This window comes from Micromonospora sp. NPDC002389 (genome assembly GCF_040296095.1).
In the GTDB taxonomy this organism is placed as follows: Bacteria; Actinomycetota; Actinomycetes; order Mycobacteriales; family Micromonosporaceae; genus Micromonospora.
On sequence record NZ_JBEOWP010000003.1, the window covers coordinates 199,635 to 213,225 of the forward strand.

At 71.4% G+C, this 13,591-nt stretch carries 18 protein-coding genes; 3 read left to right on the forward strand and 15 right to left on the reverse strand.

Annotated features, from left to right (window positions below):
- Positions 1-58: 58 nt before the first annotated feature.
- The 15 genes from ABT008_RS07065 to ABT008_RS07135 form a co-directional block, all read right to left on the reverse strand.
- Positions 59-778 carry a DivIVA domain-containing protein gene (locus ABT008_RS07065; protein ID WP_350694371.1) on the reverse strand — a complete coding sequence of 240 codons (720 nt, stop codon included), beginning with the start codon at positions 776-778 and terminating at the stop codon, positions 59-61.
- Positions 775-1,953: a globin domain-containing protein gene (locus tag ABT008_RS07070; protein ID WP_350694373.1), complete on the reverse strand. Its 1,179-nt coding sequence runs from the start codon at positions 1,951-1,953 to the stop codon at positions 775-777. The genes ABT008_RS07065 and ABT008_RS07070 overlap by 4 nt, the downstream gene beginning before the upstream one ends.
- Positions 1,954-1,956: 3 nt before the next feature.
- Entirely contained in the window at positions 1,957-2,355 is a 399-nt protein-coding gene (locus tag ABT008_RS07075) for a group I truncated hemoglobin (RefSeq protein WP_350694375.1), read from the reverse strand.
- A 425-nt stretch (positions 2,356-2,780) separates the two neighbouring features.
- Positions 2,781-3,377 carry a MerR family transcriptional regulator gene (locus ABT008_RS07080; RefSeq protein ID WP_396746066.1) on the reverse strand — a complete coding sequence of 199 codons (597 nt, stop codon included), beginning with the start codon at positions 3,375-3,377 and terminating at the stop codon, positions 2,781-2,783.
- A 208-nt stretch (positions 3,378-3,585) separates the two neighbouring features.
- On the reverse strand, positions 3,586-4,050 hold the full coding sequence (locus tag ABT008_RS07085; RefSeq protein WP_131299495.1) for a bifunctional nuclease family protein: 465 nt from the start codon (positions 4,048-4,050) through the stop codon (positions 3,586-3,588).
- Positions 4,051-4,223: 173 nt separating this feature from the next.
- Positions 4,224-4,925 carry a transcriptional regulator FtsR gene (gene ftsR / locus ABT008_RS07090; protein WP_350694937.1) on the reverse strand — a complete coding sequence of 234 codons (702 nt, stop codon included), beginning with the start codon at positions 4,923-4,925 and terminating at the stop codon, positions 4,224-4,226.
- Between the two features lie 50 nt (positions 4,926-4,975).
- Positions 4,976-5,428, reverse strand: a complete 453-nt coding sequence (odhI, locus tag ABT008_RS07095; RefSeq protein WP_093402417.1) for an oxoglutarate dehydrogenase inhibitor Odhl — start codon at positions 5,426-5,428, stop codon at positions 4,976-4,978.
- A 219-nt stretch (positions 5,429-5,647) separates the two neighbouring features.
- Positions 5,648-6,028 carry a glycine cleavage system protein GcvH gene (gene gcvH, locus ABT008_RS07100; protein WP_350694377.1) on the reverse strand — a complete coding sequence of 127 codons (381 nt, stop codon included), beginning with the start codon at positions 6,026-6,028 and terminating at the stop codon, positions 5,648-5,650.
- Positions 6,029-6,086: 58 nt separating this feature from the next.
- Complete coding sequence (locus ABT008_RS07105) at positions 6,087-7,091, reverse strand: DUF881 domain-containing protein (protein WP_350694379.1); 1,005 nt, start codon at positions 7,089-7,091, stop codon at positions 6,087-6,089.
- A gap of 9 nt (positions 7,092-7,100) precedes the next feature.
- Positions 7,101-7,433 carry a small basic family protein gene (locus tag ABT008_RS07110; RefSeq protein ID WP_013733919.1) on the reverse strand — a complete coding sequence of 111 codons (333 nt, stop codon included), beginning with the start codon at positions 7,431-7,433 and terminating at the stop codon, positions 7,101-7,103.
- Positions 7,430-8,329, reverse strand: a complete 900-nt coding sequence (locus ABT008_RS07115; protein ID WP_350694380.1) for a DUF881 domain-containing protein — start codon at positions 8,327-8,329, stop codon at positions 7,430-7,432. The genes ABT008_RS07110 and ABT008_RS07115 overlap by 4 nt, the downstream gene beginning before the upstream one ends.
- 76 nt (positions 8,330-8,405) lie before the next feature.
- On the reverse strand, positions 8,406-9,041 hold the full coding sequence (gene clsA / locus ABT008_RS07120; RefSeq protein WP_350694381.1) for a cardiolipin synthase ClsA: 636 nt from the start codon (positions 9,039-9,041) through the stop codon (positions 8,406-8,408).
- Between the two features lie 296 nt (positions 9,042-9,337).
- Positions 9,338-9,793, reverse strand: coding sequence for a MarR family winged helix-turn-helix transcriptional regulator (locus tag ABT008_RS07125; RefSeq protein WP_350694383.1), 456 nt, complete (start codon positions 9,791-9,793; stop codon positions 9,338-9,340).
- Positions 9,794-9,837: 44 nt separating this feature from the next.
- Positions 9,838-11,016, reverse strand: coding sequence for a PP2C family protein-serine/threonine phosphatase (locus ABT008_RS07130; protein ID WP_350694385.1), 1,179 nt, complete (start codon positions 11,014-11,016; stop codon positions 9,838-9,840).
- A gap of 62 nt (positions 11,017-11,078) precedes the next feature.
- Positions 11,079-11,825 (reverse strand): SAM-dependent methyltransferase, encoded by a 747-nt coding sequence (locus ABT008_RS07135; protein WP_350694387.1) that lies wholly within the window; start codon positions 11,823-11,825, stop codon positions 11,079-11,081.
- Positions 11,826-11,954: 129 nt separating this feature from the next.
- Here ABT008_RS07135 and ABT008_RS07140 point away from each other — a divergent pair, with 129 nt between their 5' ends.
- Genes ABT008_RS07140 through ABT008_RS07150 form a run of 3 tightly spaced genes read left to right on the forward strand, consistent with a single transcriptional unit; the run spans position 11,955 to position 13,580 of the window.
- Positions 11,955-12,857 carry a universal stress protein gene (locus tag ABT008_RS07140; protein WP_350694389.1) on the forward strand — a complete coding sequence of 301 codons (903 nt, stop codon included), beginning with the start codon at positions 11,955-11,957 and terminating at the stop codon, positions 12,855-12,857.
- A 40-nt stretch (positions 12,858-12,897) separates the two neighbouring features.
- Entirely contained in the window at positions 12,898-13,113 is a 216-nt protein-coding gene (locus tag ABT008_RS07145) for a phosphatidylethanolamine-binding protein (protein ID WP_350694391.1), read from the forward strand.
- Complete coding sequence (locus ABT008_RS07150; protein WP_350694393.1) at positions 13,110-13,580, forward strand: hypothetical protein; 471 nt, start codon at positions 13,110-13,112, stop codon at positions 13,578-13,580. Before ABT008_RS07145 ends, ABT008_RS07150 begins: the two co-directional genes overlap by 4 nt.
- Positions 13,581-13,591: the final 11 nt, after the last annotated feature.

Here is a 13,591-nt window from a genome sequence, read left to right on the forward strand (position 1 = left end):
CGCCGGATCGCCGCCCGGACTCCGCCTCGACGCGACGACCGACCGCACCGACCAGGCGTCAGGGCTGCTGGTGGCGAGGCAACGAGCGGTCCGCTGACGCGGTCACCTCCGCCGGGGCGCCGATGCGCTCCATCGTGCGGGCCAACTGGGCGCTGCCGTCGTCCAAGTGCCGCGCCGCCGCCTGCATGTGCGAGATCATCATCTCGCCGTAGATGCGCAGCGCCTCCCGCGCGGCCACCCCGTCGTCGAACGTCGGCCCCGCCGACGCGCGATAGTCCTGCACCGCCCGTTCCGCCTGCTGCCGGGCCTCCTCCACCGCCGCCCGCACATAGCTCTCGTACTGGGTGCGGGCATACTCGGCGACCCGCCGCGCGTAGTCGTGCGCCTGCGCGATGATCTGCTCGGCCTCCCGCTGCGCCGCCGACAGCAGGTTCACCTCCTTGGCCGCTGGCGCCGCAGGCGACGGGCCCGCGCTCGGGATCACCCCGTGCCGGTGCAGCTCCAGGTGGCCGGTGAGCATCTCGTTCTCCGCCCGCAGGTCCGCCACCCGCGTCGTGAGCCGATCCACCTCGTCGGCCACCTGCATCCGGAACCGGTCCACCGCGCCCTGGTCGTAGCCGCGCCGGGTGAACGACGCCGACCCGAACTCCCACCGCCGCACCCGGTCGGCGGTCAACCGCACCTGCACACCCCCGGCCACCGGGGTGCCGTCATACCGGCCGATCGGGGCCGTACCCACCGAACCGGCCCGCCACTGGTCACTGCGGGGCTCACTCACCGGGCACCTCCGGAATCGTCAGGGGCGGACGGACTCTGCATCGCCGTACGCCACGCGGGGCCGTACCACTGCGCACCCGGACCCTCGTGATGCACCTGCCCGGGATGGAAACCGGCGCGGGTCAACGCCGTCACCGCGTACGCCACCACGTCGTCGGACCCGCACACGTACACGTGGCGGGACCGCCAGTCGCCGTCGGCCAGCGCCCGGTCCACCGGATGCACGAACTCCCCCGGCCGGTCCAGGTCCACCCCCACCACCTGGGTCACCCGCAACCACGGATACGAGGCGGCCAACTTGTCCAACAGGTCAGCGTCGTAGAACTCGGTCCGCGACCGCGCCCCCACGTACAGGTCGACCTGCTGGCCCGCCCCCTCCACCGACACCTGCTCCACCAACGCCTTCAACGGCGCCCAGCCGGTCCCGCCGGCCAGCAGCAGCAGATCCGCCGCCCCGGCCGCCCGCAACGTCAACGCCTCACCCACCGCCGCCGCCAGGTGCACCTGGTCACCCACCGCACACCCGTACACCAGACGCGACGACACCGCGCCACCCGGCGCCGCCCGCACATGCAACTCCAGGGTGCCGTCCTGACGGGGCGCGTTCGCCGGCGAGTAGTACCGCCACGCCCGCACCGCCGGATGCGACACCCCGATCGACTGGCCCGCCGTGAACGGCAGCAGATACTGCGGACGCACCGTCACCACCGCCACGTCGAAGCCGCGCCGCTCATGGCCGACGATCTCGGCCACCCACCACGGTGGATTCACCGCCTCGGCGGCCTGCGCCGCCTCGACCATCACCTTCGCCACCAACGCGTACGCCGCCGCCCAGTCCTGCGCCAGATCCTCGGTCCACTGGTCACCGAGGAAGTGCCGCAGTGTCGCCAGCAACGCCTCACCCACCGCCGGATAGTGCTCCGCCCGCACCGCGAACTTGCGGTGGTCGGCGCCCAGGTCCTGCAGGAAACCCACCAGCCGGTCCACCTGGTCCACCTGGGACACGATGTGACCCAGCGCGGTCACCAACCGGTCCCGCTGCCCCGCCATGTTCGTCGGGAACATCTGCCGGGTCTCGGGATGGGTCAGGAACAACGTCGAGTAGAAGTACAGCGGAACCTGGTCGCCGTGCCCGGTGACCAGCGCCCAGCTCCGCTTGAGACGAGAGACGTCCACGGCTCAGGCGTCCGCCCGGTCGCCGCCGGCCACCACCTGGTCCTGCACCTGCGCCAGCACCGCCTGCACGTCGGTGATGACGTCGTCGGGCACCCCCAACTGCGTCAACGTCGCCGTCAGGTGCTCACCCACCCGCACGTAGTGCGCCACCGGAATGTTCAACGGCCGGTGCGCGGTGGCCAGGTCCCGGCCCGCGTACTCGTTCGGGCCACCCAGCACCACGGTCAGCATCAACGCCATGTGCCGACGCTGGGCCACCATGTCCACCTCGGTGAAGTAGCCGGCCAACTCCGCGTCGGCCAACACCCGGTCGTAGAACAGCTCGACGGCGGCCCGCACCGCGCCGGCCCCGCCGATCCGCTCGAAGTGCGACATGGGGGTGGTCTCGTCGGTGACCGTCACAGGTCAGTCCTTCCGCCGGGGAGAGAGTGCACAGACGCGCGACATTCAGCGCGACGTCCGCCGCAGGCACCCCCGCCGTCGCGGCGCGGTGTCAGGCGGACCGTGTCGGACGATAGCGTGCCGCGCCGTCCCCGTCAGTCCCGAACAGCACACCACCGCCAACGCGCACACACGCAGCGTGACGAAATCCGGATAGGGAGACTGCGGGTCGTCACCTCACAGTCACTGATGGCGACGCCAACCGGCGATCGGGTCAAGCCGGGCAACCGTCACAGAACACCCCGCTGAGCAGGACCGACACGATCTCACCCGACGCGCTCACGCACCACCGGCCCCCGGTACGCCCACCGCCCGCCCCGAGACACAGCGTGATCGACGAATCGCGCGCAGAAAACCATCACCCGCACCGGCGGGCGGACGACCTGTCAGCCGGCCCGCCGCCGCGCCCGACGCGCCGCCAACTCGTCACCCACCAGATCCCCGTCCCCGGCAACCTCGGGCTCCGGATCCGCCACGCCCCCTACCGGCTCCGCCGGCAGATGCGACAACGACCCCTGGATCTCCTTGAACGCGCCACCGATCGCGATACCGAACACCCCCTGGCCGCCCTGCAACAGGTCGACCACCTCCTCCGGGGAACGACACTCGTACACCGTCGTCCCATCGGAGATCAACGTGATGCCCGCCAGATCCCCCACCCCACGCGACCGCAACGCCTCGATCGCCTTACGGATGTTCTGCAGCGACACCCCGGCGTCCAGCAGCCGCTTCACGACCTTCAACACCACCAGGTCCCGGAACGAGTACAACCGCTGCGTACCCGAACCCGAAGCGTCCCGCACACTCGGCACCACCAGCGCCGTCCGCGCCCAGTAGTCCAGCTGGCGGTAACTGATCCCCACCGCGTGGCAGGCCGTCACACCCCGGTACCCCACCGCACCGTCACTGTCAGTCGCCGAACCGGGCATCCCACCCGACTCGTCCCACTCCGCAACCGGATCGGAATCTCGCGGCTCGTGCATCCGGACAACCTCCCCGTCAGTGCGGTGACACGTCACTTCCGGGACGCGCACCCCTCGACACGGCAACCCTATAGCGACCGCCAGGAGTTACCACGGAGAAACCGCCGCGACACGCCGCGCATCGACAGCGACGATCATCACCATCACCGACCGTAACGCCACGATGGTGGTCACGCACATGGCCCGGGCGCACGACCCGGGCCACCGATCAACCGGCGAAGTCCTCCGGACGCACCTGCTCCAGGAACTCCCGGAACTTCTCCACCTCGTCCTCCTGCTCATCGGGAATCACGATCCCCGCCTCACTGAGGACCTCCTCGGCACAACGAATCGGCGCACCGACCCGCAACGCCAACGCGATCGAATCACTCGGCCGCGCCGAGACACGCACCCCGTCACCGATCAACAGATCAGCGAAGAACACGTTCTCCTTCAGCTCGGTGATCTCCACCGCCCGCAACGGCGCCTTCAACGCCGCCAACACATCCCGCAGAAGATCATGGGTCAACGGCCGGGCCGGCTTGACACCCTGCTGCTCGTAAGCGATCGCCGTCGCCTCGACCGCGCCGATCCAAATCGGCAGATAGCGGTCACCCTCGACCTCCCTGAGCAGGACGATCGGCTGGTTACTGGGCAACTCCACCCGAACCCCGACCACGCTCAGCTCGCGCACCGCCGCCTCCGTGTCGTTGTCACCTACGCCGCACCGCGCCCTTCCCTGCACGGTACACGGACCGCGACACGGCCATCTCACGCGCTCCGCGCACCACGCCCGTGCCCAGAAGAGGGGTTACCCCCGCAAGCCTACGCCACTCACCAACCCGCCGATCAGCGCGCACACGCACCTCACCGACCCAACGTCGACCGCAACCCCACCCGCACCAACGCCGCATGCAACTGCTGCGACAACGCCACCAACTCCCGCGCCGTCTCCGCCGCCCGCGCCCGCGCCGCCGGATCACTCTGCCGCGCCAACGGCGCCACCAACTGCGCGAACAGACCCACCTCCCGATCCGCCGCCGTCCGGTAACCCCGCAGATGCCGAGGCTGGAACCCGTACGCCGCCAAACCGGCCACCGCCTTCGCGATGATCAACGCATCCCCGTCGTACCACCCCGGCGGATCCGACACCACCAACCCGAGCCGCTCCAACTCCCCCAACGTCGACTCGTCCAGCCCACTACGCGCCACCAACTGCGTACGATCCAGCCGCACCTGACCCGACTCGACCGACGACACGGCGCCACGCCCCGGCACCTCACCGTCCGGCCCCACCGCCACCAACGCCGGCCGCGACCGCTCCGGCGCCGCACCATCGGCATCCCACTGCGCCAACTGCTCACGAATCACCCGCAACGGCAGATACTGATCCCGCTGCGCGGTCAACACGAACCGCAGCCGAGACACGTCGTCCCAGCTGTACTTCCGATAACCAGCCGCCGTGCGCTGCGGCTCCACCAGACCCTCGGCCTCGAGGAACCGCAGCTTCGAAATCGTCACGTCAGGAAAATCCACCCGCAACTGGGCCAGCACCTCGCCGATACTCATCAACGGCTGGGCGCGACCCACCCCGGACGGCGGAGAAGCCGCAGGCTCGTTCACCCCCGGCCGGCCTCCCCCTCCGGGCGCGGACCGGCGATGAACACGACCCGGAACTTGCCGATCTGCACCTCGTCACCATTGCTCAACGTGGCCGCCTCGACCCGCTCCCGATTCACGTACGTGCCGTTCAAACTGCCCACGTCCCGCACCGTGAACGTCCCACCGTCCCGGTGGAACTCCGCGTGCCGACGCGACACCGTCACGTCATCGAGGAAGATGTCACTGTCCGGATGCCGCCCACTGGTTGTCACGTCGTGATCCAGCAGGAACCGCGCACCCGCGTTCGGACCCCGACGAACCACCAGCAGCGCCATCCCCGGCGGCAGCGAACCGGACATCCGGCTCGGCACCACATCGGTGTCCGGCCCCTCCAGCGCTTCCTCGAGCGAACCCAGATTGAGCGTCGACGTGACGTCGAGCGGGGGGAACTCGTCGCCTGGGCGAGTCATGGGGACCACCTCACGGATCTGTTTCGGTCGGCGTCGGGAGACGGCGGGTCTGGCCGCCGGGCTACACACCACCCGGCGGCTGGCTCTCCGTGCCCGGAAAGGCTGTCCGCGACGCACAACTAATTGGGTTCTCGGTCGACTGGGCGAGCCTAGCCAGCGCCGAAAAACAGGGCAACCGGACGCGCGGCACACACACCGACCGCCGCCCGGGAAACCGAATCAGCTCTCGGTCAACTCGCGATACGCGTCCGCCGACAGCAGACCCTCCACCGCCGCCGGATCCGCCGGAGAGATCTCCACCAACCAACCCGCACCGTACGGATCAGTGTTGATCACCTCAGGCGTGTCGACCAGCGCCTCGTTGCGCGCCGACACCGTACCGCCCACCGGGGCGTAGATCTCCGACACACTCTTGGTCGACTCGATCTCACCCAACGACTCACCAGCCGCCACCACCGCACCGGACTCCGGCAACTGCACATACACGATGTCGCCCAACGCGTCCTGCGCGAAATGAGTGATGCCCACCCGCACGGCACCGCCGTCCACGGTCGCCACCCACTCGTGCTCAGCGGAGTAACGCAGTTCCTCAGGAATCACCAGCAGCGTCCTCATCCATCGGTGGCACCGGACCGACCGGCGCCGGCCCCACCCGGCCTCACGAGACCGGACGGGCGTGTTCCAGCGTGCTCGGCACGTGCAGCGCCGAAACCTCGGCAACCTCACGATCCTCAACGATCACGTTACCGCCGTCGCGCGCCACCACCGCCACCACCCCGCCAGGAATGTTGAGCGCCGTACGCATCGTCGACGGATCCCCGATCACCGTGATCGTGAACGGACCCGTCAACCGACGCCCGTCCACGATCAACGACCCGTTCTCCCCGTCCAGGAAATACGTCGACGCCACGATCCGCACCGACGCGCGGTCACCACCGGAGATCTGCATCGCCTCCGCACCGGCACCCCGCAACTCCTGCACCGCGTCCAACACCCCACTCGCCGAGATCGGCTTCGACGGCCCCGCCTGGAACAGCACCGCCAACCCCGGACCCCGCGCCGGCAACGTACCCGCCAGGATGCCCAACTCGTCCGCCCGCCGGGTCGCCTCCTCCAACGCCGCCTGACGCCCCTGCTCACCCGAGCGCAACTGACGCTGGCTCTCCTCCAACGTCGTGATGTCCTGCCGCAGACGCATCTCCCGCGCCTCCAGGTCGTACAGGATCCGGACCAGGTCCTCCTGCCGCGCCGCCGCCAACGACGAGTCCGTCGACGTCGTCTTCAACTGCACCGCCAGCGTGAACCCCAACAACACCAGCAGCACACCGATCATCACCGCCGCCGAACTGAACCGCCGCAACGGACCAGCCGCACCCGCCGCAGCCGCACCGCCCGCCGCCTCGTCCCGCTCGACGGCCTCGTCCCGCTCGACGGCCTCATCGCGCTCGACGGAATCCCGCTCGACAGGCTCGGCAGGCGCAACCGGCGACTCGCCGTCATCACCGTCACCCGGCTCCGGCCGCCCCTGCGGCGACAACGGACTCAACTCGTCAGGATCCGGCGCGTCCGGACGCGGATCCGGCTCCCCCGCCGGCCCACCCGGCCGGGCCGGACCCGCCGGCTGCGGCCACCCCGTACCCGTCTCGGTGTGCTCGTCAGTCACGACACCAACCTACGCCCGGAACAGGTGCCGACGGATCGCCGCCACATTGCCGAAGATACGAACCCCCAACACGACCACCACACCGGTGGACAACTGACCACCCACGCCCAACTGGTCACCCAGATACACGATCAACGCCGCCACCAGCACGTTCGAGATGAACGACACCACGAACTGCTTGTCGTCGAAGATCCGGTCCAACTTGGCCCGCACACCACCGAACACCGCGTCCAACGCCGCCACCACCGCGATCGGCAGATACGGCTGCAACGCCGCCGGCACCGTCGGATCCAGCCACAACCCGAGCACCACACCGGCCAGCAGAGCCAGCACCGCGATCATCGACCACCTCCGGAAGGGCTGGGTGACGTACCCGAGTCGGACGACTCGTCACCACCCGACGGCGACGCACTCGGACTCACCGCGGGCTCCGCGTAGCGTAGCCGCGGCTCCGGCGCCGCCGGCAACGTGAGCCGGTCCGCGTCCCGCACCTCGAACGACAACCCGTTCGCCTGCGACACCCGACGCATCGTCAACGCACTCCGACTACCCTCGTACGCCTTGCGCATCGACCCCGGACCGATCGCCGACACCTCGTACGGCCCGGTCACCGGCCGGAAGTCCACCAGGATCGCCTCACCCGCCGACCGGATCGTCGACGTCGCCGTCAACCGCTGACCATTGATCGCGATCGCCTCCGCCCCGGCGCCCCACAGATCGTTGGCCACCCCCTGCAGGTCGCTGTAGAGCACCCGCGACGGACCCACCTTCGCCCCGCTCAACGACTCCCCACCGTCCGGCCCGTCGGCCAACCGCACCACCACACCGTCACCGCGCACCCGACCCAGGCCCGCCCGCGCCTCCAGGTCCCGCAGCCGCGCCGCCTGCGAACCACCCAGCGCCGCCTCCCGCTGCCGGGTCACCTCCTCGCGCAACTCGTCAGCCCGCATGGACAGGTTGTCCGTCTCACCCTGCCGCTGCTTGATCTGCCCGACCAACCCCGACCGCGCCTGCGCGCGCCCCGGCTCCTCCGCCATCGTCTGCCGGTACGCCACCGCGCACAGGAAACCCAGCAGCAGCACGACCACCAGCGTGATCGGGCCCACCGACCACCCCGGACGCGCCGGCTTCCCGGTCTTCGCCCGGCGGGCCGCAGCGTCGGCGTACCCGGGATCCAGCGGGTTCTGGAACAGCTCGGTGAGGAAGTCCGGGCTGAACCCCCGGTTGCGCTCGCTCATACCGAAGCTCCGCTACGCTCCGCGCCGGCATGAGGCTCCACCGCGCTGCGCCAGATGACTCGCTCGCTGCGCTCGCTCATGCCGTCTCTCCTCGACCGACCGCCCGGACCAGCTGGCGCGCCTGGATCACGTACAACGCACCAGCCGCCCAGTAGAGCACCAGACCCCACCAGGCCAGCGCCCAGCCCACCGCACCGGCCACCGCCGACGCGGCCGGCACCGCTGCCGCCAGCAACAGCGTCGGGAAGGCCGCCAGCAGCAGGAACGTCGCGGTCTTGCCGACGTAGTGCACCGGCGGCGGACCGTAGCCGTAGCGGCGCAACACCACCAGCGAACCGGCCAGCAGCAGTTCCCGGGCCAGCAGCGCGGCGGTGAACTGCCACGGCACCACCTCGCGCGCGGTGAACGCCACCAGCGTGGCGAGGATGTAGAGCCGGTCGGCGAGCGGGTCGAGCAGCTCGCCGAGGCGACTGACCTGACGCAGTCGGCGGGCGATCCACCCGTCCACCCAGTCGCTGGTCCCGCCGACCGCCAGCACCACGATCGCGGCCACGTCGGCGCGGGCCACCAGGAAGAGGTACAGGAAGACCGGGACGCCCAGCAGACGGACGAAGCTGATCAGGTTCGGCAGGGTGAGGACCCGGTCGGTGGACCGTCCCGCGTCAGCCTCGAGGGCCTGCGGTTGCTCTGCCCGAGCCGGTCGACGCGCCACCGAACCTCCTCCGCGGCACGCGACCCCACCTCGGCCTCTGGGTCCGCCATGGAACGCCGTGCGCGCTGTCGGGCCGGCTGGTGCCGGCACCCCCCTGCGATCCCGATCCGGGATCTGCCCTGGCCCGCCGCCCACCGTTGGTGATCACCGGTCGGTCGGATGCGCTGCCACTATAGCGGGCTGCCGTGCCGCCTCGACCCGCTCGGCTCGCGCCTGTCGGTGATGTTCCTCCGGTGGCGGTGTGAGCACCGCCACCACCTCTAGGGCATCCTAGGATAATAGGTGGACCGGGAGCGTCAGGCGCTGCGGGCCGAGGAGTCCGGCGGCTCCGCGGTCGCCGCCTGGCCGAAGGCCTTGAGGGCCCGTAGCAGGTCCTGCTGCACCCGCGCCGGCATCCGCTCCAGGACCGCCCGCACGGCGTCGTGGCGGCGCGACCGCACCTCTCCCAGCAGGACCTCCGCCGCGGCGGTGGGCGTCAGGCGGACCTCACGCCGGTCCCGGGGGTCGGCCTCCCGGCGCACCAGGCCGATCGCCTCCAACCGGTCACAGAGCCGACTGGCCGAGGAGGGTACGACGTCCAGCAGCTCCGCCAGACCGTTGATGTTGGTCTCCGGTCGGCTACTGAGCAGCGACAGCACCCGCAACTGGGTCGGTGACACGGCCATCCGGTGCCGGGTGACGGCGGAGTCGAGCACACCCACCAACGACTCAGCGGCTGCGTCGATCGCCGCGGCGAGATTCGGTCGCTCCACCCGATGTCCCCTGCGATTGTCCCGCTCGTACCACCCGAGGCCCGTCAGTCCTGCGTCCGACCGTCGGCACCGTGCCAGTCCAGGCAGACCACCACGGCGTCGTCACGCAGGTCGGCGTCCGCGTGGAATGCCTGCAACTCACGCATCACCGTACCAACCGCCTCCGGCGGCGGCTGCAACCGCGTGGCCCGCATGGACCGCGCCATCGCCCGTTCCCCGTACGTCTCACGGCCACTGGGATCCGCGCCCCACACCCCGTCGGAGACCACGAACAACCGGTCCCCCGGGTCCAGCTCGAACTCCTGGAGCGCGTACCGGGTCTCGGCGAACATGCCCAACGGCAGTTGCTGCTCCAACGGGACCCGGGACACGGTGCCGCCGCGCAGCCGCAACAGGTGCGGCGAACCGGCGTCCACCGCCTGCACCCGGCCGGTGGCGCAGTCCAGTTCAAGCAGGACGGTGGCCACGTGCCGGTGACCCCGGTGCTGGTAGTAGACCGTGTCGGAGGCCAGTTCGGCCTGCTCCACCAGGCCGCCGTCGGACCGGCGGGCGTTGCGCATCGCGTTCACCGTCACCGCGGTCAGCAGGGCGGCGGTCAGCCCGATCCCGTCGCCGTTGAGCACGGTGACGGTGAGCCGGCCGTCGTCCAACGACCAGTCGAAGTGGTCACCGCCCACCGTGTACGCCGGTTCGAGCTGACCGGCCAACTGGAACGAACCGTGACTGACGCTGCGCCCCGGCAGCAGTTCCCACTGCAACTCGGCGGCCATGCTCAGGCGCTCCTGCCGACGTGCCCGCCGGTAGCGGTCGGTCTCCCGGTCGGCGGCGTGCATCGCCAACGCGACCTCACCGGCGATGTCCGCGGCCCGGCGCACCACGCTCTCCGGCGGCTCCTCGGGCATCTCCACCATCAGCACGCCGAGCCGCTCGCCCCACACCGACAGCGGCAGATAGAGCTGGCACCGGCCGTCGGTCCCGCCCGCCCGGACCGGCTGCTGACTGCTGAAGCAGCGTTGCAGCGGCCCCTGGAGGGCGTGGGCGGCGGCATCCGGCTGCCGCGAGTCGAGCACCGGCCACAGGCCGCTGATCCGGTAGTCGGCGACGAACACGACGGTGCCCGAGGCCCCCAGGACCGACCGGATGGCCCGGTCGGCGGCCTCGACCACGCGATCGGGCGGAGCCTCGCGCAGGGCGCGCGAAACCCCCGTGGGCGCATCCGGCATGTCGTTCCTCCGAAGATACTTGCTCTGGGGCAAGCATCATACGGAGGCGGTTCCATCCATGGTCACCCGGCCGACCGCACCGCCACCGCGCCGTGGAACGCGTCCGGCACCGCCTCCGGCGGGCCCTGCGGTCGCCAGTCGGTCACCGGCACGATGCCGTCCTCGGTCGGCGTCCACCGGCCCAACAGCGGCCGGAACGCCGCCGGTGCCCGCATCCGGAACGCCGTGCCCATCATGGCCAGCGCCTCCGGATGACCGGCGAGTTCCTCGGTGTCGAAGTCGATCGCCAGGTGGCTGCCGGGCGCGGCGGCCGTGTAGAGCTCGTCGAGGGTCCGGGCGAGCGTCTCGTCGTCGAGGAAGGCGGCGAGCCCGAGGAACACCACCCCCACCGGCCGCCGGCCCCAGCCCGGCACGAACCGGTGCAGCGACGCCGGGTCGATCGTGCCGACGTCGGTGGCGTCACCGAAGCCGTAACCGGCCCGGTCGCTGCCGGCCAGGATCTGCTGCCCCAGCCGGATGGTCACCGGGTCCACATCGGTGTAGAGCACGGTGGCGTCGGGCGCGGCCTCGTGCACGTTGCCCATCGTCGGCACCCCGGCACCGAAGACCAGGAAACCGTCCACACCGCTGGCGGCGATCGCCCGGACCGCCCGGCCGAGGAAGGCGCGCAACGCCCGGAACACCGGGGCGCAGGGCCCGTACGCCTGCTCGAAGGCGCGGGACGCCGCCACGTCGACCGGGTAGTGGTGCTCCCCGCCGAGCCAGAAATCGATCATCCGTGCGGTGCTCGGCTGGTCGGGCTCCACCATCGACGACGCTCCCTCCCCGGGCAGTCGCCGTCAGCGTACCGACCCGGTGCCGCTGCGCGGTATCGCCCCGCCGGGCCCCCACGGGCCGCGATACTGGCCGCAACGACGACCGGCGGCGGGAAGGTGCTCGTGGACCCGATCAACGGCGCGACGGTGGTGGTCGGTGTGGACGGCTCCGAGCCGTCCCGCGCCGCCATCCGGCTCGCCGCCACCGAGGCGGCCCGACAGGACCTGCCGCTGCGGGTACGGCACGCCTTCATCTGGCCGCTGCTGCGTACCCCGGTCACCGCGGTCACCGACGACCGGCCCGGCACCGGACTGCGGGAGCAGGCCGAGCAGGTGGTGGCCGAGGCGGTCGACGAGGCCGCAGCGGTCGCGCCCGGCCTGCGGGTCACCGGCGAGATCGTCGACGGCGAGGCCGCTGCGACGCTGCTGGACGCGGCGCCCACCGCCGCGATGATCGTCCTCGGCCACCAGGGCCTGGGTGGGCTCGGCGCCCTGGTGGTGGGCTCGGTGACGGTGAAGGTGGCCGCGTCGGCCGGCTGCCCAGTGCTGGTGGCCCGGGGTGCCGAGCACGCCGACGGACCCGTCGTGGTCGGCGTGGACGGCACCGAGACGTCCCGGTACGCGATCGAGTTCGCGGTCCGCACCGCCGCCCTGCGCGGCGCCTCCGTGGTCGCGATCCACGCCTACCGGCACCCGGTCTCCACCGGCCCCGGCGACATGCAGCCGCTGGTGTACGACGAGTCCGAACTGCGCGCCGACGAGGACCGCCTGCTCGCCGAGTCGCTCGCCGGTCTGGCGCAGCGCTACCCGGAGGTGTCGGTCACCCGCGAGTCGGTACGCGGACGGGCCGGCACCGTGCTCACCGACGCCTCCCGCCGTGCCCAGCTCCTGGTGGTCGGCGGCGCCGGTCACGGTCCGGTCGGCGGCCTGTTGCGCGGCTCGGTGAGCCAGGCGGCCCTGCGCCACAGCCACTGCCCGGTCGCGGTGGTCCCCGCGCCCGGGGTTGCCGGCGGTCCAGGCGGGTAGACGGGCACGTCCGTCACCGCGACGACCGGAGGAGACAGCGATGCCAGGACCGCGTCCGGGTAGCAACGCCTACGACAAGCAGCGCGCCCGCATCCGCAACGCCATCGACGACTCGGGTCGGCACACCTCGGACCAGAAGGCCGACGAGACCGCCAACCGGATCCTCCAGGAGGATCGGGGACAACGCGGCATGGCGCGGGGCGAGCGCACCTACGGCCCGAAGGGCAACCGCGAACCGGGCGACCCGAAGAAGTGAGGGGCGGGCACCTGGCCGACGGGCTCATCGCCGGGGCGGTGGGCACCCTGGCCCTGAACACGGTGACCTACCTGGACATCGTGGTGCGGGCCCGCGCGGCCAGCCAGACCCCGGAGGAGAGCGCCGGCCGGGTGGCCGACGCGGCCCACCTGCACCTGGGCGCGCCGCCGCAGGCCGCCAACCGGCGCTCCGGGCTCGGCGCGCTGATGGGGTACGGCCTCGGGGTGGCCGCCGCCGTCGGTTTCGCCGTCCTGACCCGGGGCCGGCGGCAGCCGATGCTGCGCGCCGCCGCGCTGCTCGGCGGCGGGGCGATGACGCTCTCCGACGGGTCGTTGACGCTGCTCGGCGTCACCGACCCGAGGACCTGGCGGCGCGTCGACTGGCTCGCCGACCTCGTCCCGCACCTCGCGTACGGGGTGACGGCCGCAGCCACCTGGAACCGGCTGCGGCCGTCGGGGCACCGGTAGCACGCACGCCG

What these genes read in the sequence shown, in the direction of transcription:
- ABT008_RS07080 (WP_396746066.1), bottom strand. Translation starts at nt 3,377, where the DNA reads ATGCACGAGCCGCGAGATTCCGATCCGGTTGCGGAGTGGGACGAGTCG.
- ftsR (WP_350694937.1), bottom strand. Translation starts at nt 4,925, where the DNA reads ATGAGTATCGGCGAGGTGCTGGCCCAGTTGCGGGTGGATTTTCCTGAC.
- odhI (WP_093402417.1), bottom strand. Translation starts at nt 5,428, where the DNA reads ATGACTCGCCCAGGCGACGAGTTCCCCCCGCTCGACGTCACGTCGACG.
- ABT008_RS07110 (WP_013733919.1), bottom strand. Translation starts at nt 7,433, where the DNA reads ATGATCGCGGTGCTGGCTCTGCTGGCCGGTGTGGTGCTCGGGTTGTGG.
- ABT008_RS07115 (WP_350694380.1), bottom strand. Translation starts at nt 8,329, where the DNA reads ATGAGCGAGCGCAACCGGGGGTTCAGCCCGGACTTCCTCACCGAGCTG.
- ABT008_RS07130 (WP_350694385.1), bottom strand. Translation starts at nt 11,016, where the DNA reads ATGCCGGATGCGCCCACGGGGGTTTCGCGCGCCCTGCGCGAGGCTCCG.
- ABT008_RS07135 (WP_350694387.1), bottom strand. Translation starts at nt 11,825, where the DNA reads ATGGTGGAGCCCGACCAGCCGAGCACCGCACGGATGATCGATTTCTGG.
- ABT008_RS07145 (WP_350694391.1), top strand. Translation starts at nt 12,898, where the DNA reads ATGCCAGGACCGCGTCCGGGTAGCAACGCCTACGACAAGCAGCGCGCC.